Source organism: Nocardia sp. NPDC050793, assembly GCF_040654065.1.
In the GTDB taxonomy this organism is placed as follows: Bacteria; Actinomycetota; Actinomycetes; order Mycobacteriales; family Mycobacteriaceae; genus Nocardia.
The window spans coordinates 721,399-743,643 of record NZ_JBFAHG010000005.1 but is presented as its reverse complement, the minus strand read 5'-3'; the positions used below and the strand labels follow the sequence as shown (position 1 = coordinate 743,643).

Below are 22,245 nucleotides of genomic sequence, written 5' to 3'. Positions count from 1 at the left end.
GCTTCCTGCTGCTGGCGGATGACGCGTTCGCGTTCCTGCACGAACGAGATGGCCACGGTGCTCGCGATGCGGTTGGCGGCCGGTTCGTAGGCGTCCAAAACCCGGTTCAACAGCTCGAAATCGGACTGGTACTTCTCGAACAGCGAGCGGGCCAGCACATCTCGCAGCAGGAGCACGATGCCGAGCACCTCGTCCGTCTCCACCCCGCGGGGGAAGATGCGCTCGGACAGGTCGCGCGCGTAGGCCTGCAGCGCTTCGACGCTACCGGTCTCCAGCACGGCGACGTAGTTGTCGTAGACCGCGGTGACCTCGGAGAACATCTCCTCGGCTGTCATCGCGGTGAGCAGTTGCGCCTCGGTGATGAGCCGCGCCCACTCCTCGCGCAGGGCGGTCCGATTCCGCCTGAGGTGTCGCACCAGTTCCGATAAAAGACCTGCCCCGCCGCCGTTCACGCCGATTTCGGTCGCGACGGGGTCGAACACATCGGACACACGGTCCTCCATCGGTTTCGCACCGGGGGCATCAGCGGTACTCGTCGAATCGTATACCCGACCCGTTTCGTGTGCGGGGTTTCACCGGTGACGCACCATCCTTCCGGACGGCGTGTCAAGCCCGCGTCGCGGCCAGCTCCACGACGGTGATGTCGGAGGGCGCGCCGACCCGGACGGGCGGGCCTGCCGCACCGGCCCCGCGCGTCACGTACAACTGTGTGTCGCCATAGCGCTCCAGTCCAGCGAGCGTCGGATTCGCCAGCGCCGCAATGAAATTCCCCGGCCAGAGCTGGCCGCCGTGGGTGTGTCCCGACAGCTGGAGGTCGACGCCGTGCGCCACGGCGTCGTGGATCTGGACGGGCTGGTGCGCCAGCAGAACAGCGGTGCGCGCCGGATCGCGATCGCCGAGCGCCTTGGCGAAATCCGGTCCATGCCCGACGCGTTCGCCCTCTACGTCGTTGACGCCCGCGAGATCGAAACCGGGCAGTTCGGTCCGATCGTTGGCGAGCAGGCGCAATCCGAGATCCTGTACGTGTTCGATCCATTCCTCCGCGCCGGAGAAGTACTCGTGGTTGCCGGTGACGAAGTACGCGCCATGCCTGGCGCGCAGCCCGTTCAGCGGTTCCACGGCGGGGCGCAGGTCATCGACGCTGCCGTCCACCAGGTCGCCGACCACCGCGATGAGATCGGGCTGGGTGTCGTTGACGGTGCGGACGACTCGCTCGGCGAACCCCTTGCCCAGGATCGGGCCCAGGTGCACGTCGCTGACCACGGCGATCCGGAATCCGTGTGCGGAACGGGGGAGTTTGGCCAAGGGCACGGTCAGCCGTTTCACCTGCGGCCCGTTCAGCACGCCGTACGTGCCCGCGCCGACCGTGGTCGCTGCGGTGAGCACGGCGGTCCCGGCCACCGCGCGGGACACGAAGATCCGCCGCGAGATCGGCTTCGGCGTGGTCGTCGATCGCGCCGCTTCGGTATCGACGGGTTCTCCGGCCTGCGTCGGAGCACCGAGGGAGTCGGTGAATTCCCGACCCTGCGCCCCGGCGCTTGCCGCCGTCTTCGATTCCCCGCTCGCGTGCGTCGGAGAGCTTGCCGGCTCGGCGGATTCGACGTCGCTCGCAGCCGGAACCGCGGGTCCCGCGCGGTGCTCGATCGCAGTCTTCGGTGCGCCTGCGGATTCCGCATTTCGCTTCGGCGAAGTGTTTGTGTCCGTCTCGGATTCGCGCGCGAACCAGCGCAGAAGCAGCGGCCGCAGCGCCTCGCCGACCAGCAGCGCGAGCAGCAGGTACACCCCCAGCGCGCCCCACAGGTAACCCGGCCACGCGATGGCCCGCAGCAGTGGGAACGGCAGTCCGGCCGAGTCGCCGAAGGACGCGCCGAGCAGCAGCAGCGGACCCGCCAGGAGCACCGCGGTCCCGATCCGGCGCGGCGTCGTCCGGGGTGCGGTGGTGTCGCGCACCAGGCGCCGCCACAGATACCAGTGCAGCCCGGCGAACACCGCGAGCACCCCGAAGCCGACCAGCACCACCACAACGACCACCGCGCAGCCCTCTCCCGTACCGACCGTCCCGACCTTACGCCGGACCGGCTCGCGGAGCCCGGGACGATGTCGGACACCCTCGGTAGCCTCGAAGCATGTGCCGAAACATCACTGCCCTGCGCGGGCTGGAGCCCGCGGCGACACCGGAGGAGATCGAGGCGGCGGCGCTGCAGTACGTGCGCAAGGTCGCCGGCCTGTCCACCGTCTCCGCGGCGACGCGTCCGGCGGTGGAGTCCGCGGTGGCCGACATCGCCGCGGTGACGACCCGCCTGCTCGCCGAGCTGCCGGACCGCAGGGTGCCGCCGAAGTCGGTGCCGCCGCTGCGCCGCCCCGAGGTGCTGGCCAGGATCGCCGCGCAGGGCTGAGCCGCCGCCGAAAAATCGGATGCGCCCGCGGGCGCGTCTGGTTACTGTCGCGCCCATGCGAATCGTGAGCGGCAAGAAGATCCGCGAGGTGGACGTCGGTTAAGCCCGAGAGCTGATCGGCCGCCATCCGGCGGTCCAGATCGACCTCGGTACGGGCGACGGACGCGCGGTGCTCGCCGCGGCGACCGCCGCCTCGGAGCGGCTGGTGATCGGCGTGGACGCCAATGCGGCGAACATGTCCAATGCCTCCCGCAAGGCCGCCCGCGGCAAACTCGCGAACACGCTGTTCGTGGTGGCGGCCGCCGAGCGGCTGCCCCGGGAACTGGACGGCGTCGCCGACATTGTCACGGTGTATTTCCCCTGGGGCTCGCTGCTGCGCGGTGTGGTCACCGCGGATCCGGTGATCGTCGCGGGGCTCGCGCGGGTGATGAAGCCGGGCGCGTCCCTGTCGATCCTCGTGTCGGTGACCGAGCACGACCGGAGTTCCGGCCTGCCGCCGATCGACGAGCGCGATCTGCGCGATCTCACCGAACCTTTTGCGGCACAAGGTCTCACCATCACCGGCGTGACGCCCGCGACGGCCGTCGACATCGCGGCTACCGGTTCCTCGTGGGGCAAGCGACTCGGCGCGGGGTCGCAGCGCAGCGCCTGGCGGATCACCGGGTACCGCTCGGACGTGCCGGGCGATCCGGAAACCAGCACCGAGCACCGGGCGGTGCCCGTGTGAGGGCGGCCAGGAAGATCGATGTGGTGCGGATCACTCGTCTCGGATGTCACGACGGCGAGGACGGGATCCGTCTCGAGTCCGTCAGCGAAAGATCGACAGCGAAGGACCCGACGATGACCGAGATCCTGATCCTTGGCGCGGGCTACACCGGCATGACGGCGGCGATGAGCTTGGCCGCCCGCACCCGCAAGCGTGACGACGTGCGCATCACCCTGGTCAATCCGCAGCGGCGGTTCACCGAGCGATTGCGCCTGCACCAGACCGCGGCGGGCGAAGAATTGGCCGACCTCCAGATTCCCGACATGATCGAGGGCATGGGCATCGACTTCGTGCAGGGCTGGGTGACGGCGATCGACGCCGCCGCGCGGACGGTGCTGGTCGACGGCACCCGGACGCTGCGCTACGACACTCTGGTCTACGCACTGGGCAGCGTCGCGGACACCGAGTCCGTTCCCGGCGTCGCCGACCACGCGGACACCCTCTACAACCTCGCCGAGGCGCAGCGGCTGTCGTGGCGGCTGCGGGGCCTCGAAGCAGGCGCCCGGGTGGTGGTCTGCGGCACCGGGCTCACCGGCGTCGAGTCCGCCGCCGAGATCGCCGACCAGCACCCTGGCCTGCGCGTCGCCCTGCTCGGCCGGGCGGAGCCGGGCGCGGCGCTGAGCGAGAAAGCGGGGACGTATCTGCGCGGCGGGCTGGCGCGGCTGGGCGTCACCGTGCGCGCCGGCGTCGAGGTCGCGAAGGTCGGGCCCGACACCGTCGAGCTCGTCGGCGGCGACTACCTGCCCGCCGACGTGGTGCTGTGGACCGCGGGCGTGCGGGTCTCGCCGCTGGCGGAGCAGGCGGGGCTCACGGTCGATGACCGCGGCCGGATCGTCACCGACAGCGTGCTGCGCTCGGTCTCGCACCCGAACGTCTACGCGGTCGGCGACGCGGCCGCGGTGCGTCAGAACTATGGCGTCGTCCACGGTACCTGCCAAAGCGGCATGCCGACCGGCGCGTACGTGGCCCTGGCCATCGCGCTCGAGCTGAAAGGCAAGCGGCCCAAGCCCTTCCGGTTCGGGTACTTCCATCTCCCGATCAGCCTCGGGCGCGGTGACGCGGTCGTGCAGTTCACCAGGCCCGACGACAGCCCGAACCGGTTCGTGCTCACCGGCAAGCGTGCGGTGGCCTACAAGGAGGCCGTCAACGCCGCGCCGTGGGACGTGTTCGCCCGGGTGAAGAAGTACGGCGCGATGGCTTCGGCGGTGTGGCGCAAGGGCGGTCGCAGCACCCGGATCGAGGCGGCATGACCGACCGGGATCAGGAAGTCTTCGCCGAGTACCGGAATCTGTTGTTCGCGGTCGCCTACCGGATACTCGGCACCGCCGCCGATGCCGAGGACGTCGTGCAGGACGCCTGGTTCAAATGGTCGGCGGCGGACCGGTCCGCGGTCGCCGATGCCAAGGCGTACCTGGCCAGGATCGTGTCGAATCTGGCGATGGATCGGCTCCGTTCGGTGCAGCACAAGCGGGAAACCTATGTGGGCCCGTGGCTTCCGGAGCCGATCCTCACGACCGGCGACACCGCCGACGCGGTGACGGGCGCCGATTCGGTGTCGCTGGCCATGCTGGTCGTGCTGGAGACGCTGAGCCCTCTGGAGCGCTCGGTGTTCGTGCTGCGGGAGGTGTTCGACTTCAGCTACGCCGAAATCGCGGCGGCAGTGGAACGTTCGGAACCCGCGGTGCGGCAGGCGGCGCTGCGGGCGCGCAAGCACGTGCACGCCCGCAGGCCGCGGTTCGAGGAGGACAGCGCCACCAAACAGCAAGCCACCGAACGATTCCTGAGCGCGGCCACCGGCGGCGACATCAACGCGCTGATGGAGCTGCTCGCCCCGGACGTCACGCTGTGGACCGACGGCGGGGGCAAGGTGCGGCAGGCGCTGCGCCCGATCGTCGGCGCGGGCACCGTGGCGGCGTGGTTCGCCGGGCTGGCCCGGCCGCGGACCTACGAGGGCGTCGAGGTCTCCGAGATGACCATCAGCGTGCTGCCGATCAACGGAGGTCCCGGCATCGTGTTCACCGGGGCAGGCCGGGTGATCGCGGTGATCACCCTCGACCTGGACGCGCACGGCCGGGTCGTCGCGGTGCACAACATCGCGAACCCGGACAAGCTGGGGGCCATCGCGGGCGGCACTGCACACGACATCGGTCCGCACCGCTGAAGTGGCACGGAGTCGCGTCGCCGCGCCGAATATGGTTGTGCCGCAGCCGATGTCAGGCGACACACTGGTCTTCCCTCACAGCGACCTGGCGATGATCTCCTTCATGATCTCGTTGGTGCCCGCGTAGATCATCTGCACCCGGTTGTCGACCCACATGCGCGAGATCGGGTATTCGGTCATGTACCCGTATCCGCCGTGCAGCTGGAGGCATTCGCTGGCCACCGACATGGCGCGCTCGGTGGTCCACCACTTCGCCATCGCCACGGTCGGGATGTCGAGTTCGCCCGCGATGTGCTTGGCGATGCAGTCGTCGGTGAAGACGCGCGCGATCTTCGCCTCGGTGGCCACCTCGGCCAGCTTGAACTTGGTGTTCTGGAAGCCGAACACCGGGCGGCCGAACGCCTCTCGCTCCTTGACGTAGCGCAGCGTGTGGTCCAGTGCGGTCTCCATGCCCGCCACCGAGCCCACCGCGATGATCAGGCGCTCCTGCGGCAGCTGCTGCATGAGCTGGACGAAGCCCTGACCCTCCTGCGTGCCGAGCAGGTTGGCGACCGGGATGCGCACGTCCTCGAAGAACAGCTCGGAGGTGTCCTGGCCCTTCTGCCCGATCTTGTCCAGCACCCGGCCGCGCCGGAAACCGGGGCGGTCCGCCTCGACGAGCACCAGGCTGATGCCCGCCGCGCCCTGGGTGGTGTCGGTCTTGACCACGACGATGATCAGGTCGGCTTGGGCGCCGTTGGTGATGAAGGTCTTGGAACCGTTGACGACGTACTCGTCGCCGTCGCGGACCGCCTTGGTCTTGACGCTCTGCAGGTCGGAGCCGGTGCCGGGTTCGGTCATCGCGATCGCGCCGACCACCTCGCCGCTGGCCATCTTCGGCAGCCAGCGCTGCTTCTGCTCCTCGGTGCCGTAGGCGAGCAGGTAGTGCGCGACGATGCCGTTGTGCAGGCTCTGGCCCCACGCGGTGTCGACCACCCTGGCCTGCTCCTCGATCAGCACGGCCTCGTGCGCGAAGGTGCCGCCGCCACCGCCGTACTCCTCCGGGATGGACAGGCAGAGCAGGCCGAGTTCGCCCGCCTTGTGCCACAGGTCGCGGTCGACATGGTGCTGGGCGATGTACTTGTCGACATTCGGCGCGACTTCCTTCTCGAAGAAGGCGCGCGCGAGTTCGCGCAGCGCGTCCAGGTCGTCGTTCATCCAACACGACCGGTAGGCGGCCATCGAGACTCCTTAGGCTCGGCGTATTACTGGCAATACTTGTGACCAGTATTTACGGGTACAGTGTGTACCATCGGTTGCGCTGGGACAAGACGGAACTTCGAGACCGAGAACGTCGGATACGGTGAGCCGCGTGGCACGACAGCGCTGGACCGACACCGCGGAAACCCGCCGCTCGGGCGCGCGCGGCGTCGAACGTCGCCGCGCGCTGGTGGCGGCGGCCGTCGCGGCGATCGAGGAACACGGACCCGACGCCTCGATCGGGCAGATCGCCGACCGCGCCGGACTGGTGCGCACGCACGTCTACCGGCATATCGCGGGCAAAGAGGAACTCGATCGCGCGGTCGCGCGGCACGCGCACGCGGAACTCACCGCCCGCATTCGCGCCACCTTCGACGTCGACGGCACGCCGATCGACGTCATCCGCGCTCCCATCGCCGAACACGTCGCATGGGCGGGGGAGCATCCGAACCTGTATCGCTTCCTCGTCGAGCGCAACTACCGCAGCGGCAACGAGGAGCCGCGCATCGGCGGCAGCGCCTTCGCCTCCGAGATCTTCGCCGCCGCAACGCGATACATTCCGCGCTTCGGCTCGGACCGGGCCGTGGCGGAGCGGCTCATCATCGCGCTGCTCGGGTTGATCGACGCCTCCGTGCGCTGGTGGCTCACGCATCGGGAGAGCACCGAAGAGGCGCTGGTGGATCAGCTCACCGCCGAGGCGTGGCTGCTGATCGACCACCGGCTGCGCGCGCTCGGCATCGAGCTCGATGCCGCGGCGCGGCTGCCGGACCTGCTGATCGCCGGGGAGGACTACCGCGGCGAGGCGGCCGCGACGTGACGCCGCGATCAGGACCCGAACTTCCGCCGCGCGTGCGCGACGATCGCGTCCAGCCGCGCGTGATGCGCGCCCTTCCAATAGGTTTGGCCGCAGTCGACGCACTGCGCGAAGGTGTCGTAGGTCTGTTCGGTCTGGTCGGGCAGCCGCCCGCGCATGTCCGCCTTGTCGGCCTCGCGCAACAGGCCGTTGCAGGTGGTGCACCTCGTCCACGGGGCGAGGCCCGGCGCGAAACGGGAGAGTACATCGTCGAGCTGTTCGGCGGGCTTGTGGCTGTAAACGTAGGCGCCCGCGTAGATTTCGCGTCGGCGTAGCAGTCCGCGGTCGCGGGAGAGCAGGATTCGACTCTCGGCCGCCGAGCGCTTGGCCAGCGCGGCGTCCCCGATGTCGGGATTCTCGTAGGCGGCGTCGATGCCGAGCAGGCGCAGCCGGCGCGCCAAGGTGCCCAGGTGGATGTCGAGCAGGAAGCGCACCGGCGCGGGCATCCGCTGCGGACGCGTCACCGCCAGTACCGCCAGCGAATCCCCGTGGACGGGCACATACGCGGGTCTCACCGTCGCGTCGTTCACCACCAACGCCCCCACCTCGGTGAGCGGCGCCCCGAGCGACTCCACCACATGCCCCACTGTCGACACGCCATCGACGCGCACGTTCGACGGACCCCCGCGCAACCCCGCGGCCACGAACAACGCCAGCTCGGCCGCGAACTCGACCGTGATCTCCCCGGTACCCACCAGCCAAGCATGCCAGGCTCGGCGTTGTGAGGCAGCCCGGCGAGTTCGCCTATCGCTGCCGAGGCACGGTGTCGCCCATCAGCGCCTCGGCGAACGCCGCGAACTCCGCGCGGAAATCCACATAGGCCGAGCGCAGTTCACCGCCAGGCCAGTGCCGGGGCAGCAGTTCGGCGGGCAGCATCGGGTCGTTGAGGATGTGCCGCACGGTCGCGGCGGCGACTTCGAAACGGTCGCCGATGAATTCCGCCTGCGCCATGGCGGACAGCAGTAGCCGGGCGTCCTCGGCCCAGGCGTCCGGCCGGAAAAGCCGTTCGGCCAGTTCGCCGTCCGGTTCGCCCGGCTGACCGGTGAAGACGGTCAGGCGGCGGGCCGCGGCGGCGGGGAGCTCGGTGCCGAGATTGTCGGGGCGAGTCCACACGCCCTCGCGCAACTCGCCGAACTTCTTGGCGCGCAATACTTCCCGGAACGCCGCGCGGTCGGTGGAGTCGCCGGCGCCGACGGTCACGATCGCCAGCCGCCAAGTGCCGTCCCATGCGCCGGTGGGCGGGTGCATGGCCTCGTCTTGGCGGTGCTGGCGTTCGATCAGCCGCGGCGCGAGGCGATAGGCGCTGTCGCGGCGCTCCAGATCGCCGACCGCCACCATCCTGGTCAGCGCCGCGCGCACCGCCGACTCCTGGAGCCCGAGCCCGATCGCCACCCGCACGATCCAGCTCACCGGCGCCTCGGCGGGATGCGCGCCGAGCAGCGCGCTCAGGATCGCCGATCGCGCAGTGAGCTTGCGCACCGGCGCCGCACGCGAATCCATGTCCCGATGCTAACCACCCGCGGCACCTCCGGTTCCCACACATCGCGTGCACGCCTCACACAGCCACCGCCTGTGTGAGGCGTGCGAAAGGGGTGTGGCAGCGGCGGGTATTGCAAAGTTGTGGCGCGAGACGCAGAGTTGTAATAGTCGAGTTGGAGGACGGTTACGATGGCGACGCATGTGGTGACGAATCAGGTTCCGCCGTTGGTGGATTACGACGCGGCCGAGCAGCCGGTGATTCTGGAGGCCTTGCACAGGGCGGGGGCCGAGCGAGCCATCGAGGACGTGCGGTCGGTCGGCAGGCTGGCGGGCAGCGCCGAGGCGCAGGCGCTCGGCGATCTCGCGGAGGCGCACCCGCCGGTGCTGCGCACGCACGACCGCTACGGGCATCGGATCGACGAGGTCGAATACGACCCGAGCTATCACCGGCTGATGGAGTACGCGGTGGGCTTCGGCCTGCACGGTGCGCCATGGGCCGACAGCGGCCCGAGCCCGCACCTGGTGCGCGCCGCGAAGATGAGCGCGTGGAGCCAGGTCGACGCCGGGCACGGCTGTCCGATCTCGATGACCTACGCCGTGGTGCCCGCGCTGCGTGCCAACGCCGAACTCGCGGCACAGTACGAACCGCTGCTCGTGGCCAAGGAATACGATCCGGGCCTGCGGGTGCCGTCGACCAAACGCGGCCTGATCGCGGGCATGTCGATGACGGAGAAGCAGGGCGGTTCGGACGTCCGCGCGAACACCACGACCGCCGTGCCGTGTGCGGACGGCACGTACCGCCTCACCGGGCACAAGTGGTTCACCTCGGCGCCCATGTCGGACTTCTTCCTGGTGCTGGCGCAGGCGCCGGGTGGACTGTCGTGCTTCTTCGTCCCGCGCGTGCTGCCCGACGGCACCCGCAACACCTTCAACCTCCAGCGGCTCAAGGACAAACTCGGCAACCACTCCAACGCGAGCAGCGAGGTCGAGTACGACGACACCGTCGGATGGCTGGTCGGCGAGGAGGGCCGCGGCGTACCGACGATCATCGAGATGGTGAACCTGACCCGGCTCGACTGCACGCTCGGCTCGGCCTCCGGGATGCGCGCGGGCGTGGCCATGGCCGTGCACCACGCCACCCACCGCCGTGCTTTCGGCGCGCACCTGATCGACCAGCCCTTGATGCGCAACGTCCTCGCCGACCTCGCGCTGGAGGCCGAAGGCGCGACCACCGTCGGACTGTGGCTCGCCGAGGTGACCGACCGGGCCGTGTCCGGCGACGAGACCGCCGATCGGCTGCGCCGGATCGCCTTGGCGGTCAGCAAGTACTACGTGTGCAAGCGCGGGCCGATCCACGCGGCCGAAGCGCTGGAATGCCTCGGCGGCAACGGATACGTCGAGGAATCGCGGATGCCGCGGCTGTACCGGGAAGCGCCGCTCATGTCGGTGTGGGAGGGCTCGGGCAATGTGGCCGCCCTCGACACGCTGCGCGCGCTGGCCAAACAGCCGGCGACCCTCGGCGTCTTCTTCGACGAGGTCGAGCAGGCCCGCGGCGCGGACGCCAGGCTCGACGCCGCGATCGACGATCTGCGCGGCCGGTTCACCGATTTCGACACGATCCAGTACCGCGCCCGCCGCGTCGTCGGCGAGATGGCGCAGGTGCTGCAGGCCTCGCTGCTGGTGCGCTACGGGCATCCCGCGGTCGCCGACGGATTCGTCGTCAGCAGGCTCGGCCGCGATCACGGCGATGTGTTCGGAACACTGCCCCACGGCCTCGACATCGGGGCGATCATCGAACGCGTCACACCCAAGTTCTGACCCGGCACCCGTCCGCTCCTCGAAGGGAATTCCCGTTGCCCGACTACACCGATCACGCAGGAACCCGCCCGGCCGCCTGGTACGAAGGCCTGACCGAAGGCAAGGACTCCTTGTTCGCCGACCGGGAGCAGCCGCCGTCCGACATCAGGTACCGGACGCTGACCTACGAGGTCACCGATCGGGTCGCGCGCATCACCTTCGACCGCCCCGAACGCGGCAACGCGATCACCGCGGACACCCCGATCGAGCTGGCCGCGGCGGTCGAGCGGGCCGACCTCGACCCGCGCGTGCACGTCATCCTGGTGTCCGGGCGCGGCAAAGGTTTCTGCGGCGGCTACGACCTGTCGATCTTCGCGGAGAACGGCTTCACACCCGAGGGCGGCGCTGCGCCGGTGGACGGCACCGTCCTCGACCCGGCCGTGCAGGCGCGCAATCACAATCCATGGGGAACCTGGGATCCGATGGTCGACTACCAGATGATGAGCCGCTTCAACCGCGGCTTCGCCAGCCTGCTGCACGCGAACAAGCCGACCGTGGCCAAACTGCACGGCTTCGCGGTGGCGGGCGGCACCGACATCGCGCTGTTCGCCGACCAGATCATCTGCGCCGACGACACCAAGATCGGCTACCCGCCCACCCGCGTCTGGGGCATCCCGGCGGCGGGCATGTGGGCGCACCGGCTCGGCGACCAGCTCGCCAAGCGGCTGCTGTTCACCGGCGACTGCATCAGCGGCAAGCAGGCCGCCGAATGGGGTCTCGCCGTCGAATCGTGCCCGGCCGACGAACTCGACGAGCGCACCGAAGCGCTGGTCGCTCGCATCGCGCGCATGCCGATCAACCAGCTCATCATGGCCAAGCTCGCGCTCAACAGCGCGCTGCTCGCGCAGGGCGTGGCCAATTCGGGGATGGTCAGCACCGTGTTCGACGGCATCTCCCGGCACACCCGCGAGGGCTACGCCTTCCAGTTGCGTTCGGCCACCGTCGGGTTCCGCGAGGCCGTGCGCGAGCGCGACGAACCCTACGGCGACTGGAAGCGCGCGCAGTTCCGGGCATCCGGCGAGGAGGACGCCGAACGCTGACGGGTTCAGTCCGGCAGCTGGCGCATCTCCAGCAGGGTGAGGCCGAGGTTGTCGATCATGGCCAGGACAGCGCGCATCGCCGTGGGATCGGGTACCGGCCCGAACAGCGAGGTGGTTCCGCTGCTGGACGGCGCGGCGTCGAGGTCGGGGAAGGCGGCCACGGCGCGGTCGGACAGTTCGCCGTCGATGATGAACTGGTACCTGGTAGGGACCGGCATGGCTCTCCTCCCTCTGACTGCGCGATGGTCGAGTCTGCCGCGCCACGCGCGCGGCTCGCCTCACACGCCGAGGATGAGATTTTCGCCGAACGCGGGCGCGTGTGGTCAGAGGACGCCGCTGCGCCGGGCGTGATCGAGCGCGGCGACGCGGGAGTTCGCGCCGAATTTGGAATAGATCGAACGCAGATGCGTTTTCACGGTATTGATCGAGACGCCGAGATCGGCCGCGATCTGCTGCGCGGTCCGGCCCGAGGGAAGATGTTTGAGCACCGTCATCTCGGCGTCGGTCAGCGCAGGGTGCGTCGAGTTCCTCGCGGCGTTGCGATTCTGTCGCACGATATCGCCGAACGCGTCGAGTCGACCGAATCGGCCCGCGTACACGTCGAGCAGTTCTATCGCGTTCGGAACGTCGAGGAAGGGACGAACCAGGTGATCGGCGGCGGCGTCCCGCAACGCGTTCTCCAGACCGCTGTGCGCCTTCGCGCGGTTGCCTGCCCTGTGGTGTGCCGACGAGTACAGCAACCATCCGGTGACCCGGGTGGACGGCCGCATGGTGGTGTCGGCGCCGTCGAGCAAAGGCTCGAGCAGCGCCAGCGCGGCCTGGCTGTGCTCGGCCGTCTCCGCCACCGCGGCTCTGGCCACGACGACGTCGGGCAGATCGCCGAGCAACTGCTGTGCCCGCTCGGCGAGCAGTTGCGCGGCCAAGGGTTCGTGCACACTCAGCAGGGCCCACACCACGTGCGGAATCACGGTCGCGGTCACGCCGGGCACGGTGTTCTTGTCGAGCAGCAGTTGCGTGCCGCGGCGCAGGTCGTCGATCGCGGCGCGCTTGTCGGCGGCCTGTTCGACGGCCAATAGCTGCCCGATGACGTAGCCGTGCCATCCGGCCAACGGGCTCGCCGACCCGTCCTGCACCGCGTGCCGGGCCAGCGCCGCGGCGACGTGCTCCGGATCGGGCTGCTCGCCGCGCAGGTAGGCGGCCAAACCGGCGGCCGTCATCGCCTGAGCCGCGTCCGGCGTGTCGTTCAGGTCGTGCTCGGCGGCGACGACGAGCGCCTTGGCCGCACGGTCCCGCATCGAGTCGGTGGCCTCGCGCCCGCAGGCGATGAAGGTGAGCCGGGTGAGCGCGCGAAGCGCCAGGCGCGGATGGCCGGTGTGCAATGCCAGCGCGAGACCGCGCAGCAGCACCTCCTCGCCCCGGTCGAGCCGTCCGCCGACCACCATCGCGGTGGCCGACTGGATCGCCAGGTAGCAGTCGATATCGGGGTTGCCCGTCGGCGCGGCGTCCGCCGCGAGATCGCCCGAGACCGAACCGGTGGCCGCGGCGGCATCCACCGTCGCGGCGAGGGTCAGCGCATCGATCCAGTGCGCGGGCACGAACGAGGGCCGGTCCCGGCGCGAGCCCGCGACATCCAGGTAGGCGAGCGCGTCGGCGGCGCTGCCGTGGAAGAGCGCATCCAGGACGCGCAACAGCCACACGAACGGGTCGTCGAGCAGACTCGGCCGCGCGCGTTGCAATTCACCGAACAGCGCGGCGCCGTCTCCGTCGAGGACCATCGTCGTCCCGCATTCGGTGAGGAAAGCGCGCAGGTGGCGCGGATCGGAGACGGCGAGCAGGTGCGTCAGCGCGTGGCGCGGCAGCCCGGCGGCACGCAGCGCGTTCGCGGTCCGCAGGTGCAGTTCGGAACGAGCCAGCGCGCCGAGGCGGTTCACCTCGGCGAGGAAATAGGCCCGGAGCATCGGATGGAAGGTGAACCATATGTCGTCGCCGCGCGCGATCGAGGTGAGCGGGAAGTTCATCCGGTCCAGTTCGTACAGCGTGTGCGCGGCCCCGCCGCCGATCAGCTCGTCGGCCAGCCGCTCGGTGAACGAATCGGGAACGCTGGTGTAGGTCAGGAAGAGCCGCACGTTCAGCGGGAGGGCGCCGATCAGTTCGCCGACCAGGAAGTCGGAGACGGCGCGCGGCGGCCTGGCCAGCACGGCGAGCGCCGCGGACCGGTCGGGGTTGGCGGCCAGGTACATCGCGGCGATACGGACGAGCGCGGCCCAGCCGTGCGTCAGGTCGCGGACCGTGGCGAGTTCGTCCGCGTCGAGTTCGCAGTGGTGTTCCCGGCACAGCGCCGCGATCTCCGCACCGGACATCGCGAGGTCGGTCGCGCCCCACCGGGTCGAACGCTCGGTCAGCCCGAGCAGATGCCAGCGCAGCGGCGGGTCGAAGCGGCCGGACACCACGGTGGTGACCGTCGGCGGTGCGTGCAGCAGAAAGTGTTCCAGCCCGGCGAGGGCGAGCGGTTCGGTGACGAGGTGGGCGTCATCGATGACGATCACGGTCGGTGTTCCGCGTACGGTCAGCGCCTCGACGAGCTGTGCCGCGTCGAAGCCGGGAGCGTCCACGGACGGGCGTTGCGGCGGTTTCGGCACTGCCAGCTGGTCGCGCAGCGTCTGCCACAGCGCGGCACCGGGTTCGGGATGCTCGGACATCGAGACCCACCCCAGCGCCGGGCGACAGGCCGCCCGCGCCCTGAGCCGGCTCGCCCAGTCGGCGAGCAGTACGGTCTTGCCGCTTCCTGCTGGCGCGCAAACCACCAGCACCCGCTGCTGGCTGCCCGAGAGGAAGGCGTCGAGGCGGTCGATCAGCGTCGATCTGGCAATCGGCGCCGACGAAAACGTCGGCAGCTCCGCTGGAATTCCGCTGTCGTCAGCGGGAATCGAACGTAGAACGGGGCCGTGCGAGATGGTCACCGTGCCTCCTGGACCGACTGCCGACAACATTTTTCGCGCATGGCTCAGGAATCTCTGATTTCGATTTTCATACTAAAGGTGTCCGGAAGGGAAATGTCGAGGGCGCATCCGAATTTCGTGCCGCCCGGATCGGAGCGGGTACTGGCGTGTCATCGGATCGATATCACCGACCGGCATGCGAGGCTTGTCCGGCCTACCCACGGAAACGGAAAGGAGGCACGACGATGCTCGGTTCCGCCGTGCTCGATTTGGTCACTACGGTGTTCGGAGTGGTCATGGATGTCGTTGGACTCGTTACCGGCTCGGCATAGTCCCGGCGAAGCTGGCACGCGGGGAGGGGTGCGCCCCTCCCCGCGTCGGCGTTATCCCCGCGCGCGGAAGGCGTTCGTGCGGTGGGAGTACAGGTTCAACAGTCCGAGGACCTGCCCGTCGGAGACGAGCGGATGACTGTACAGCGACCGTACATCGAGTTCGCGCAGGTGGGCACAGTAGTCGCGCCAGCGCGTCTCCTCGGCCAGATCGGTGATCAGAAGCCTCCTGCGCGTCCGTATGACGTCCATGCCAGGCGAATCCGGGAAGTCGGCGACGGCCTGCTCGAGTTGCGCGGCCTGCCTGCTGGACCAGCCGACGACTTCGAGGCCGTCGAGGCCCCAGGCGGTGATGCCGACCAGGGGGTGATCGGGCAGCAGGCGCGCTATGTTCGCAGCGGCCTGCGCTGGTATCGCCGATTGCTTGTTCGGGAAAGGGCTGACCGAACCGGGGAAGTTCGTCGTGATGGGTCGGGTATCGAGCATTCGGACACCTCACTCCACGGCGCTCACCGGCCGCAGGGCCACACGGGCCGACCTGCTGGTGTCTCCGGACGCGCCGACTTGCTACCACCTTGGAGCTGCCGTGTCGGCAGCCTCGCCTCGCCCGTCCCCCGAACGGGCTCCTGCCACCCCGGTGCGACCGGTGGTGGCGTGAACGGTTGCGCGCCTGGGTCTTTCGAACCGCTGCCCAGCGCTTCCGGAGAGAACCGTTCACCTTCACGCGGGTCACATGCCACCCTGCAGCAGCGATATGACGGCCACCACATTAACACCGGGCGGTCGGTTCGGGTCCGGGTTTTCACCTTTCCCCACGAAGGTGATCTGAGCTGGCGAACCCCGCACCACGCCTGGTCCGGCCGCTGTGGCGGCTCCGCGTAGTGGTTGGCGTCCGGGCCGGAATCGTCGTGCGCTCGGTCCCCGGGGGCTCGTGTTCGGCCAGGCGCCGGCGGTGATTCCATTCGTGTTGCGGCACTGCCGCGAGGAGCGGCTGCGCATGGTCACCGCGGTCGCATGGGCAACGACCCGCTGGTCGTCGTCGGCGGCACGGTGGGAGGCGTGCTGATCCTGTGCGGGTTCGGCGGCATCACCGTTGGCATGGAATCGCACATCGCACTGGACTTGCTCGCCATGAGTCGATGTTGCAACCGAAACCGGCTGCGCCACAACGGGAATCAATGCCCACAGCACGACGGGGTGCCGCTTCGGCGACCCCGGCGAGGGGTATTGTCTCAGGTGACCAACTTTCCGTCCTTCTTTCTTCCGATTGCCCAGTGACATCGCGGCGCCGTCGCTCGATACTCGGCAGCATCGGTTGATAGCTACTGCACGGCAACGTCGCTGGCGGAACGGAGTGGACATGCTCGCACATCCCTGTCCGGACGGCGACCTGCTCGGCAAAAGCGGCGATGCCGGCGTCGTCGCGAGATTCACCGATCGCGCCTTGCGCCGGTTCGCCCAAACCGTCGAAGGTCTCCCGGAGACCACCCTGGAAGAGATCCTCGCGGTGGTGGATCTCTTCCGCGTGGCCGAAGGCATTCACATCGGCGTCGGCGACGTCTGAAGCCGGTGCGGCCGCGCGCCCGCTACGACCGGCGGCACGCGCGGTTTCCGGCGGCCGCCCGGCGGCGTGAGCCGTTCGCCGAAGGTGGACGGACCCCGGCAGGCGCGCGGTCGTCGGTTTCGCCCTGGGGCAGCGCGACGGGCGGACCGTCGCCGATCGCGACGGCGGCGAGCCGTTCGCCGTTCGCCGGGTCCAGTTCCGCGGGAACGCCGACGACAGGAGAGAGGTCGATGCCCTCGCCAGGCCCGAGGACGCGGAGGCCGCGGTCGGCGCAGAAGCCGTCGAGATCGGCTTCGGCGGCGACGGAGCCGTACATCAGCCGGACGCGTCCGGCGGCCGCGCGGTCGGCGGCGCCGCGCAGCAGCTTCGCGCCGACGCCCGCGTTGCGGAACTCCGGCTCCACCGCGAGCACGCCCACCTTCATGAGGCCGACGAGCGCGCGTGCCTGCGCCGTGGTGCCCCATGGCTGGAGGCGTTGCAGCACAAACGCTTCCGGCCCGGCGTAGAGCCCGCCGATGACCTCGTGATCGCGCTGGGCGACCAGTACCAGGCTGCGCGCGGCGACCGCGCCCGCGAGCCCGCCCGGGCGTCACTCAGTGTACAGTTGTGCACCCAATCTTGTGCCGCTCGATAGGAACGCTCGCCCGCGGCGGCAACGGGGGTCAGCTCACCAGGCCCCGGCGGTCGAGCAGCGGTTCGATCTCGGGGGCGCGTCCGCGGAAGGACTCGAAGGCCGCGAGCGGATCCACCGAGCCGCCACGGGACAGCAGTTCGCGCCGGAAGATCTCGCCCTTCTCGCGGACGGGCGCGGCGCCGTTTTCGAACCACTGCACGGTGTCCGCGTCCAGCACCTCGCTCCAGATGTAGGAGTAATAGCCCGCCGCGTAACCGCCGGAGAAGATGTGGGCGAAGTACCCCGTCCGGTAGCGCGGCGGAATCGTCGCCATGGCCACGCCCGCCTTCTCCAGCGCCTGCTCCTCGAACGCCTCGGCGTCCACGTCGGCCAGTGCGCCGGGGCCGGGGACGCGGTGCCACGCCCAGTCCAGCAGCGCCGCGGCCAGGTACTCGACGGTGCGGAACCCCTCGCCGAAGCGCTCGGCCGCCGCCATTCGCTCGACCAGCTCGGCGGGCATCGGCGCACCCGTCTCGACGTGCTTGGCGTAGTTGGCCAGCACCTCCGGCCTGCTCATCCACATTTCGTTGACCTGCGAGGGGAATTCGACGAAGTCGCGCGGCACCTCGGTCCCGGCGAAGAAGGGGAACCGCACGTCCGAGAACAGGCCGTGCAGGGCGTGGCCGAACTCGTGGAAGAGCGTCCGGACGTTGTCCCAAGTGAGCAGGGCGGGCGAGCCCGCCGGCGGCTTCGCGATGTTCAGGTTGTTGACCACCACCGGCCTCGTGCCGAGCAGCCTGGACTGGCTGACCAGTTCGTTCATCCACGCTCCGCCGCGCTTCGACGGCCTGGCGAAGAAATCGCCGAGGAAGAGTCCCAGCGCACTGCCGTCGGCGTCGAACACCTCGAAGACGCGGACCTCCGGGTGATAGCCCACCAGGTCGTCGCGCTCCGCGAAGGTGATCCCGTATACCTGTTCGGCGGCGAAGAACACCCCGTCGCGCAGCACCCGCTCGAGTTCGAAGTAGGGGCGAAGCGCCTCGGTGTCCAGCGAAAACCGTTCCGCCCTGAGCTTTTCCGACCAGAACTGCCAGTCCCAGGCACGCAGGTCGGCGTCCGCGTCGTCCGCGCGCATGGCCGCCGCGAGCTCCGCCGCCTCTCGTTCGGCGTTGGCGACCGCCGGTGGCACCAGCCGCCCGAGCATGTCCTCCACCGCGCCAGCGGTTTTCGCGGTCTGGTCCTCCACCGCGTACGCCGCGTGGTCCGAGTAGCCGAGCAGCGCCGCCCGCTCGGCCCGCAGGCCGGCGATCCGAACGGCGAGGGCGGCGTTGCGGCCGTCCGCGCCGAACCCGCGTCCGAGCGAGGCCGCCAGCATCCGGCGTCGCACGTCACGGTCGGCGAGCTCGGCGAGAACGGGCTGGTTCGAGACGTTCTGGAGGCGCAGCGCCCACGCGTCCTCCCGGCCCAGCGAGCGGGCGTTCTCGGCAGCGGCGGTCACCGCGGCTGACCCGAGACCGGACAGCTCCTCCTCGTGCTCGACCACGAGCGTCGCCGCGTTCGTCGCGGCCAGCAGATTCTGGCCGAATTCGGTTGCCGCCGCGGCCAATTCCGCGTTGAGCTCGCGCAACCCGGCCTGCCCCTCGGCATCCAGCCGCGCGCCCGCCCGGACGAACCGGATGTGGTACTGCTCCAGCAGCCGCGCCTCCTCGGCATCCAGCCCGAGCTCCGCGCGCCGCTGATACAGCGAGTCGATCCTGGCGAACAACTCCGGATCGAGGTAAACGGCGTCCCGGTGCGCGGCCAGCCGCGGCGAGATCTCCGCTTCGATCGCCTCGATCCGCTCGCTCGAATCCGAACTCACCACATTGAAGAACGCATTCAGCACCCGCGTCAGCAGCGCACCCGAACGTTCCAGCGCCACAACGGTATCGGCGAACGTCGGCGCCCCTCCGCCCGCCGTGATCGCCCCGATCTCGGCCAGCTGCTCCGCCATCCCCCGCTCGAACGCGGGCAGATAATGCTCGTCGCGAATCTCCGCGAACGGCGGCAGCTCGTAGGGCAGCGCACTGCGCTCGAAGAACGGGTTGCTCGTCATGGATGAACTCTATGCCCGCCCGCCGCACCCCGAGCAAGGGTTTCCCGCGCCGCCGACCGAACGAGGACGTCGAGTGCGCGGGGCTATCGTGGAGGCGTGGGCGTCATCGGCGAACTGTTCCCGAGTAAGAAGCTGACCGACGAGGGCAGCGGGGACAGCGATGGGCAGGTGTACGAGCCGCGGGTCGACGTGGATCTGGATGCGGGCGTGGTGCGATTGTCCCGCCCGGCGCGCACGGAGGACGAGCCGCGCGAATGAACGCGCGCCGTCCGGCAGTTGAGTTGCGTCGTATCACTTCGCATTGTTTTCGTCTCAGGCGGTTTCGGCGAGCGCGGGGCGGGGTTGGCGGCGGGTGAGGAGCCAGCCGACGGCGGTGGCCAGGGGGAACATCAGGACGCCGTAAACGGCTGCGGGGACGGCCATTTCGGTGCTGTCGAGGACGCTGATGGCGATGGTGATCGCGATGGTGCTGTTGTGGATGCCCACTTCCATGGAGCAGGCGATCGCCTGCCGGTCGTCGACGCCGAGCCAGCGGGGGACGAAGTAGCCCGCGGTCAGGCTGAGGAGGCAGAACAGTGTCGTGACCGCGCCGACGTCCAGGGCGTAGTCGACCAGGTTGTCGCGCTCGGCGGCCATGGTGCCCGCGATGACGAGCAGCAGGGTCAGCGCCGACCCGATGCGGACCGGTCGGTCCATGCGGTCGGCGAAGCCGGGGGACAGCCGCCGTACCGCCATCCCGATCGCGACCGGAACCAGCACGATGGCGAACACTTGGACCACCTTGCCGAATTGCAGGCCGACGGTGCCCGAACCCTGCTCGGGTTCGAAGTAGCCGATCGCGAAGTTGGTCACCAGCGGAACCGTGACCACCGCGATCGCCGAATTGACCGCCGTGAGCGACACATTGAGCGCGACATCGCCGCGGAACAGATGACTGAACAGGTTCGCGGTGGTCCCGCCCGGCGAGGAGGCGAGCAGCATCATGCCGACCGCGAGGATCGGCGGCAGGTCGAACAGCAGCACCAAACCGAACGCGGCGACGGGCAACACCAGCAGCTGGCAGGCGAGCGCGATCGCGACGGTCTTCGGATTTCGTGCGATGCGCGTGAAGTCCGCGACGGTCAGCGACAAGCCGAGGCCGAACATGATCACGGCCAAGGCCAGCGGCAGGGCGACGGATACGAGCGGAGAGTCCATGTGCTTCCTCGACATTCCGCGGGTAGAGCCCGCATCTGAGACCAGTTCGTCTCAGAATGAATGGAGGGTAGCGGGATGTGACCTACGTCGCAACCGGTTCGGCGCAAAGCGTCTGCGAACGAAAACCCCTTCCGATCATGAGGAAGGGGTTTCGTCATCCGACCCGGTGCCGTCCGAGGTTCCTACTTGCCGGAACCGCTCGCCGACAGCGAGCTCAGCAGGCAGTCCCAGTGCGGAGCGCCGCCGGGACAGCCCGGGTTGGCGACCTGCTCCGACTGCTGGGGTCCGACGGGCTCCAGCGGGATGGCCGACGCGGGCACGGCGGTGGCCAAGGGAGCCAGCAGGATAGCGCCGGTGAGCATGCCGGCGCGAAGGTATTTGCGCATCGAGAGATTCCTTTCGGGCGGCGAGGGGTGGCCGCTGCCGCAGACGGTATCGATGGCGAGAGGTCTCGGACAGACGACGAAACGTGGGCCACCGAAACTGGGGTCGGCGCGTCCGCGTCACCGCCCAATGACCTGGCATTATCGCCTTTCCCGGCGACCGGTCTTGCACAATCGGTATATGGCCAAGCCCTGCTTGCTCTTGCAGTTGCGGCCCGAGCGCGCCGCGGCGGACGACGAGTACAGCGCGATCCTGCGCGCAGGCGAGCTCGACGCCGGCGATGTGGTGCGGGTGCAGATGGACGACGAGTTCCCGCATATCGAGCTCGACGACTATTCGGCGGTCATCGTCGGTGGCGGACCGAGCAACGTCAGCAGCCCCGAGGACGACAAGTACGACTATCAGAAGCGTTTCGAGCCCCGGCTGAAGAAGCTGATGATCGAGATCGTAGGCCGCGACTTCCCGTATCTGGGCGCCTGCTACGGGTTGGGCATTCTCGCCGACACGCTCGGCGGGAAGGTCGGCAGCGATCGCTACGGCGAGACAGCGGGCGCGCAGACCATCGAGCTCACCGGTCACGCCGGTGACGACCCGCTGCTGCACGATCTCCCGCGGTCGTTCCGCGCCTTCGTCGGCCACAAGGAGGCCTGCCAGGAAGTGCCACCGGGTGCGACCTTGCTGGCCGGCTCGTCCAGCTGCCCGGTGCAGATGGTCCGGACCGGGCAGCACGTATACGCGACACAGTTTCACCCCGAGCTGGATGGCAACGGCCTCGCTATCCGCATCGAGGCCTATCGCCACGCGGGGTACTTCGCCCCGGAGGAAGCGGACTACCTCACAGAACTCGGCCACCGCGAATCAATCACGGTGCCGCCCGAAATACTGCGTCGGTTCATCACCCGATACTGCGGCGACTAGGTGAGGCACGACCCGGTGCGTGAAGACGGCGATTCGCGCCCGTAACGCCGCGAACCGTCCGAAGTTGCCTCCAGGCGACCACGCCACGTTCTGTGTGCTGCGCCACCGAGAAGAATCGGCGTGACGTCCGGGCGGCCTGGCGGGGTCTCGACCGCGCCGTCGCCGACCGCCATATGCGGGCCGGGTGTCTGGGTCAGATTGTTATGTGGCTAAGATCTGGCAATCGTTGAGGCAGGCCCCTGCCTGGGCATATGTCGCTGACACGTCACTGCGCCGCGACCTGTGGTCTGATAGGGGCCGAAATTGCCCCGACAATCGATTCCTTCTTGCTTTGTTCGACACCGGGCCGCTCGACGGCGGACCGGATCCGGCCGGGTTCGTGGGTCTCGACGAAACCCGTGGGCAGGACGCGAGA

At 69.2% G+C, this 22,245-nt stretch carries 22 protein-coding genes and 1 pseudogene; 11 read left to right on the top strand and 12 right to left on the bottom strand.

The features are described from left to right. Together AB0H50_RS21515 and AB0H50_RS21510 are read right to left on the bottom strand one after the other, a co-directional pair. Positions 1 to 491 (bottom strand): annotated as a pseudogene (locus tag AB0H50_RS21515) (anti-anti-sigma factor); the annotation flags it as partial. A 115-nt stretch (positions 492 to 606) separates the two neighbouring features. After that, positions 607 to 2,031, bottom strand: coding sequence for a metallophosphoesterase (locus AB0H50_RS21510; protein WP_357455256.1), 1,425 nt, complete (start codon positions 2,029 to 2,031; stop codon positions 607 to 609). Between the two features lie 95 nt (positions 2,032 to 2,126). Between AB0H50_RS21510 and AB0H50_RS21505 the strand changes: the two genes are divergently transcribed. The 4 genes from AB0H50_RS21505 (at position 2,127) to AB0H50_RS21490 (ending at position 5,323) form a co-directional block, all read left to right on the top strand. Then, on the top strand, positions 2,127 to 2,396 hold the full coding sequence (locus AB0H50_RS21505; protein ID WP_357455253.1) for a DUF2277 domain-containing protein: 270 nt from the start codon (positions 2,127 to 2,129) through the stop codon (positions 2,394 to 2,396). 112 nt (positions 2,397 to 2,508) lie between these two features. Continuing rightward, positions 2,509 to 3,123, top strand: coding sequence for a methyltransferase domain-containing protein (locus AB0H50_RS21500; RefSeq protein ID WP_357455379.1), 615 nt, complete (start codon positions 2,509 to 2,511; stop codon positions 3,121 to 3,123). A 113-nt stretch (positions 3,124 to 3,236) separates the two neighbouring features. Beyond that, positions 3,237 to 4,412, top strand: a complete 1,176-nt coding sequence (locus AB0H50_RS21495) for an FAD-dependent oxidoreductase (protein WP_357455251.1) — start codon at positions 3,237 to 3,239, stop codon at positions 4,410 to 4,412. Beyond that, positions 4,409 to 5,323, top strand: coding sequence for an RNA polymerase sigma-70 factor (locus AB0H50_RS21490; RefSeq protein ID WP_357455248.1), 915 nt, complete (start codon positions 4,409 to 4,411; stop codon positions 5,321 to 5,323). The genes AB0H50_RS21495 and AB0H50_RS21490 overlap by 4 nt, the downstream gene beginning before the upstream one ends. A 75-nt stretch (positions 5,324 to 5,398) precedes the next feature. On the opposite strand, the gene AB0H50_RS21485 is transcribed toward AB0H50_RS21490, so the two are convergent. Continuing rightward, positions 5,399 to 6,544, bottom strand: coding sequence for an acyl-CoA dehydrogenase family protein (locus AB0H50_RS21485; RefSeq protein ID WP_068064982.1), 1,146 nt, complete (start codon positions 6,542 to 6,544; stop codon positions 5,399 to 5,401). A gap of 130 nt (positions 6,545 to 6,674) precedes the next feature. On the opposite strand from AB0H50_RS21485, the gene AB0H50_RS21480 reads away from it, so the two are divergent. Then, complete coding sequence (locus AB0H50_RS21480) at positions 6,675 to 7,379, top strand: TetR/AcrR family transcriptional regulator (RefSeq protein ID WP_357455244.1); 705 nt, start codon at positions 6,675 to 6,677, stop codon at positions 7,377 to 7,379. Positions 7,380 to 7,387: 8 nt separating this feature from the next. On the opposite strand, the gene AB0H50_RS21475 is transcribed toward AB0H50_RS21480, so the two are convergent. Both AB0H50_RS21475 and AB0H50_RS21470 read right to left on the bottom strand, forming a co-directional pair. Continuing rightward, on the bottom strand, positions 7,388 to 8,110 hold the full coding sequence (locus tag AB0H50_RS21475; RefSeq protein ID WP_357455241.1) for a Mut7-C RNAse domain-containing protein: 723 nt from the start codon (positions 8,108 to 8,110) through the stop codon (positions 7,388 to 7,390). Positions 8,111 to 8,159: 49 nt separating this feature from the next. Continuing rightward, positions 8,160 to 8,915 (bottom strand): PaaX family transcriptional regulator C-terminal domain-containing protein, encoded by a 756-nt coding sequence (locus tag AB0H50_RS21470; protein WP_357455239.1) that lies wholly within the window; start codon positions 8,913 to 8,915, stop codon positions 8,160 to 8,162. A gap of 168 nt (positions 8,916 to 9,083) precedes the next feature. Here AB0H50_RS21470 and AB0H50_RS21465 point away from each other — a divergent pair, with 168 nt between their 5' ends. Then, the gene (locus AB0H50_RS21465) at positions 9,084 to 10,712 is read left to right on the top strand and encodes an acyl-CoA dehydrogenase family protein (protein WP_357455236.1); all 1,629 of its coding nucleotides are present in this window, start codon (positions 9,084 to 9,086) and stop codon (positions 10,710 to 10,712) included. A 35-nt stretch (positions 10,713 to 10,747) separates the two neighbouring features. After that, on the top strand, positions 10,748 to 11,791 hold the full coding sequence (locus AB0H50_RS21460; RefSeq protein ID WP_357455233.1) for a crotonase/enoyl-CoA hydratase family protein: 1,044 nt from the start codon (positions 10,748 to 10,750) through the stop codon (positions 11,789 to 11,791). Between the two features lie 5 nt (positions 11,792 to 11,796). Here the strand turns inward: AB0H50_RS21460 and AB0H50_RS21455 are convergent, their stop codons facing one another. The 3 genes from AB0H50_RS21455 to AB0H50_RS21445 form a co-directional block, all read right to left on the bottom strand. Continuing rightward, positions 11,797 to 12,009, bottom strand: coding sequence for a hypothetical protein (locus tag AB0H50_RS21455; protein WP_357455230.1), 213 nt, complete (start codon positions 12,007 to 12,009; stop codon positions 11,797 to 11,799). Between the two features lie 105 nt (positions 12,010 to 12,114). After that, complete coding sequence (locus AB0H50_RS21450) at positions 12,115 to 14,751, bottom strand: LuxR C-terminal-related transcriptional regulator (protein WP_357455227.1); 2,637 nt, start codon at positions 14,749 to 14,751, stop codon at positions 12,115 to 12,117. A 362-nt stretch (positions 14,752 to 15,113) separates the two neighbouring features. Then, entirely contained in the window at positions 15,114 to 15,545 is a 432-nt protein-coding gene (locus AB0H50_RS21445) for a GAF domain-containing protein (RefSeq protein WP_357455224.1), read from the bottom strand. 528 nt (positions 15,546 to 16,073) lie between these two features. Between AB0H50_RS21445 and AB0H50_RS21440 the strand changes: the two genes are divergently transcribed. Further along, on the top strand, positions 16,074 to 16,337 hold the full coding sequence (locus tag AB0H50_RS21440) for a hypothetical protein (protein WP_357455221.1): 264 nt from the start codon (positions 16,074 to 16,076) through the stop codon (positions 16,335 to 16,337). Positions 16,338 to 16,413: 76 nt separating this feature from the next. Then, positions 16,414 to 16,623 (top strand): hypothetical protein, encoded by a 210-nt coding sequence (locus tag AB0H50_RS21435; protein ID WP_357455218.1) that lies wholly within the window; start codon positions 16,414 to 16,416, stop codon positions 16,621 to 16,623. Positions 16,624 to 16,645: 22 nt separating this feature from the next. Here AB0H50_RS21435 and AB0H50_RS21430 read toward each other — a convergent pair whose 3' ends face one another. After that, a complete protein-coding gene (locus tag AB0H50_RS21430) occupies positions 16,646 to 17,107 on the bottom strand; it encodes a hypothetical protein (RefSeq protein ID WP_357455215.1) in 462 nt (153 codons plus the stop codon). A gap of 178 nt (positions 17,108 to 17,285) precedes the next feature. Beyond that, the gene (locus AB0H50_RS21425) at positions 17,286 to 19,331 is read right to left on the bottom strand and encodes a M3 family metallopeptidase (protein WP_357455212.1); all 2,046 of its coding nucleotides are present in this window, start codon (positions 19,329 to 19,331) and stop codon (positions 17,286 to 17,288) included. Between the two features lie 96 nt (positions 19,332 to 19,427). Between AB0H50_RS21425 and AB0H50_RS21420 the strand changes: the two genes are divergently transcribed. After that, the gene (locus tag AB0H50_RS21420) at positions 19,428 to 19,589 is read left to right on the top strand and encodes a hypothetical protein (RefSeq protein ID WP_357455209.1); all 162 of its coding nucleotides are present in this window, start codon (positions 19,428 to 19,430) and stop codon (positions 19,587 to 19,589) included. A gap of 54 nt (positions 19,590 to 19,643) precedes the next feature. Here the strand turns inward: AB0H50_RS21420 and AB0H50_RS21415 are convergent, their stop codons facing one another. Both AB0H50_RS21415 and AB0H50_RS21410 read right to left on the bottom strand, forming a co-directional pair. Then, positions 19,644 to 20,528, bottom strand: a complete 885-nt coding sequence (locus AB0H50_RS21415; protein WP_357455206.1) for a bile acid:sodium symporter family protein — start codon at positions 20,526 to 20,528, stop codon at positions 19,644 to 19,646. Positions 20,529 to 20,710: 182 nt separating this feature from the next. Further along, the gene (locus AB0H50_RS21410; protein ID WP_357455203.1) at positions 20,711 to 20,914 is read right to left on the bottom strand and encodes a hypothetical protein; all 204 of its coding nucleotides are present in this window, start codon (positions 20,912 to 20,914) and stop codon (positions 20,711 to 20,713) included. A 178-nt stretch (positions 20,915 to 21,092) separates the two neighbouring features. Between AB0H50_RS21410 and AB0H50_RS21405 the strand changes: the two genes are divergently transcribed. Next, positions 21,093 to 21,830: a glutamine amidotransferase gene (locus AB0H50_RS21405; protein ID WP_357455200.1), complete on the top strand. Its 738-nt coding sequence runs from the start codon at positions 21,093 to 21,095 to the stop codon at positions 21,828 to 21,830. Positions 21,831 to 22,245 lie beyond the last annotated feature (415 nt).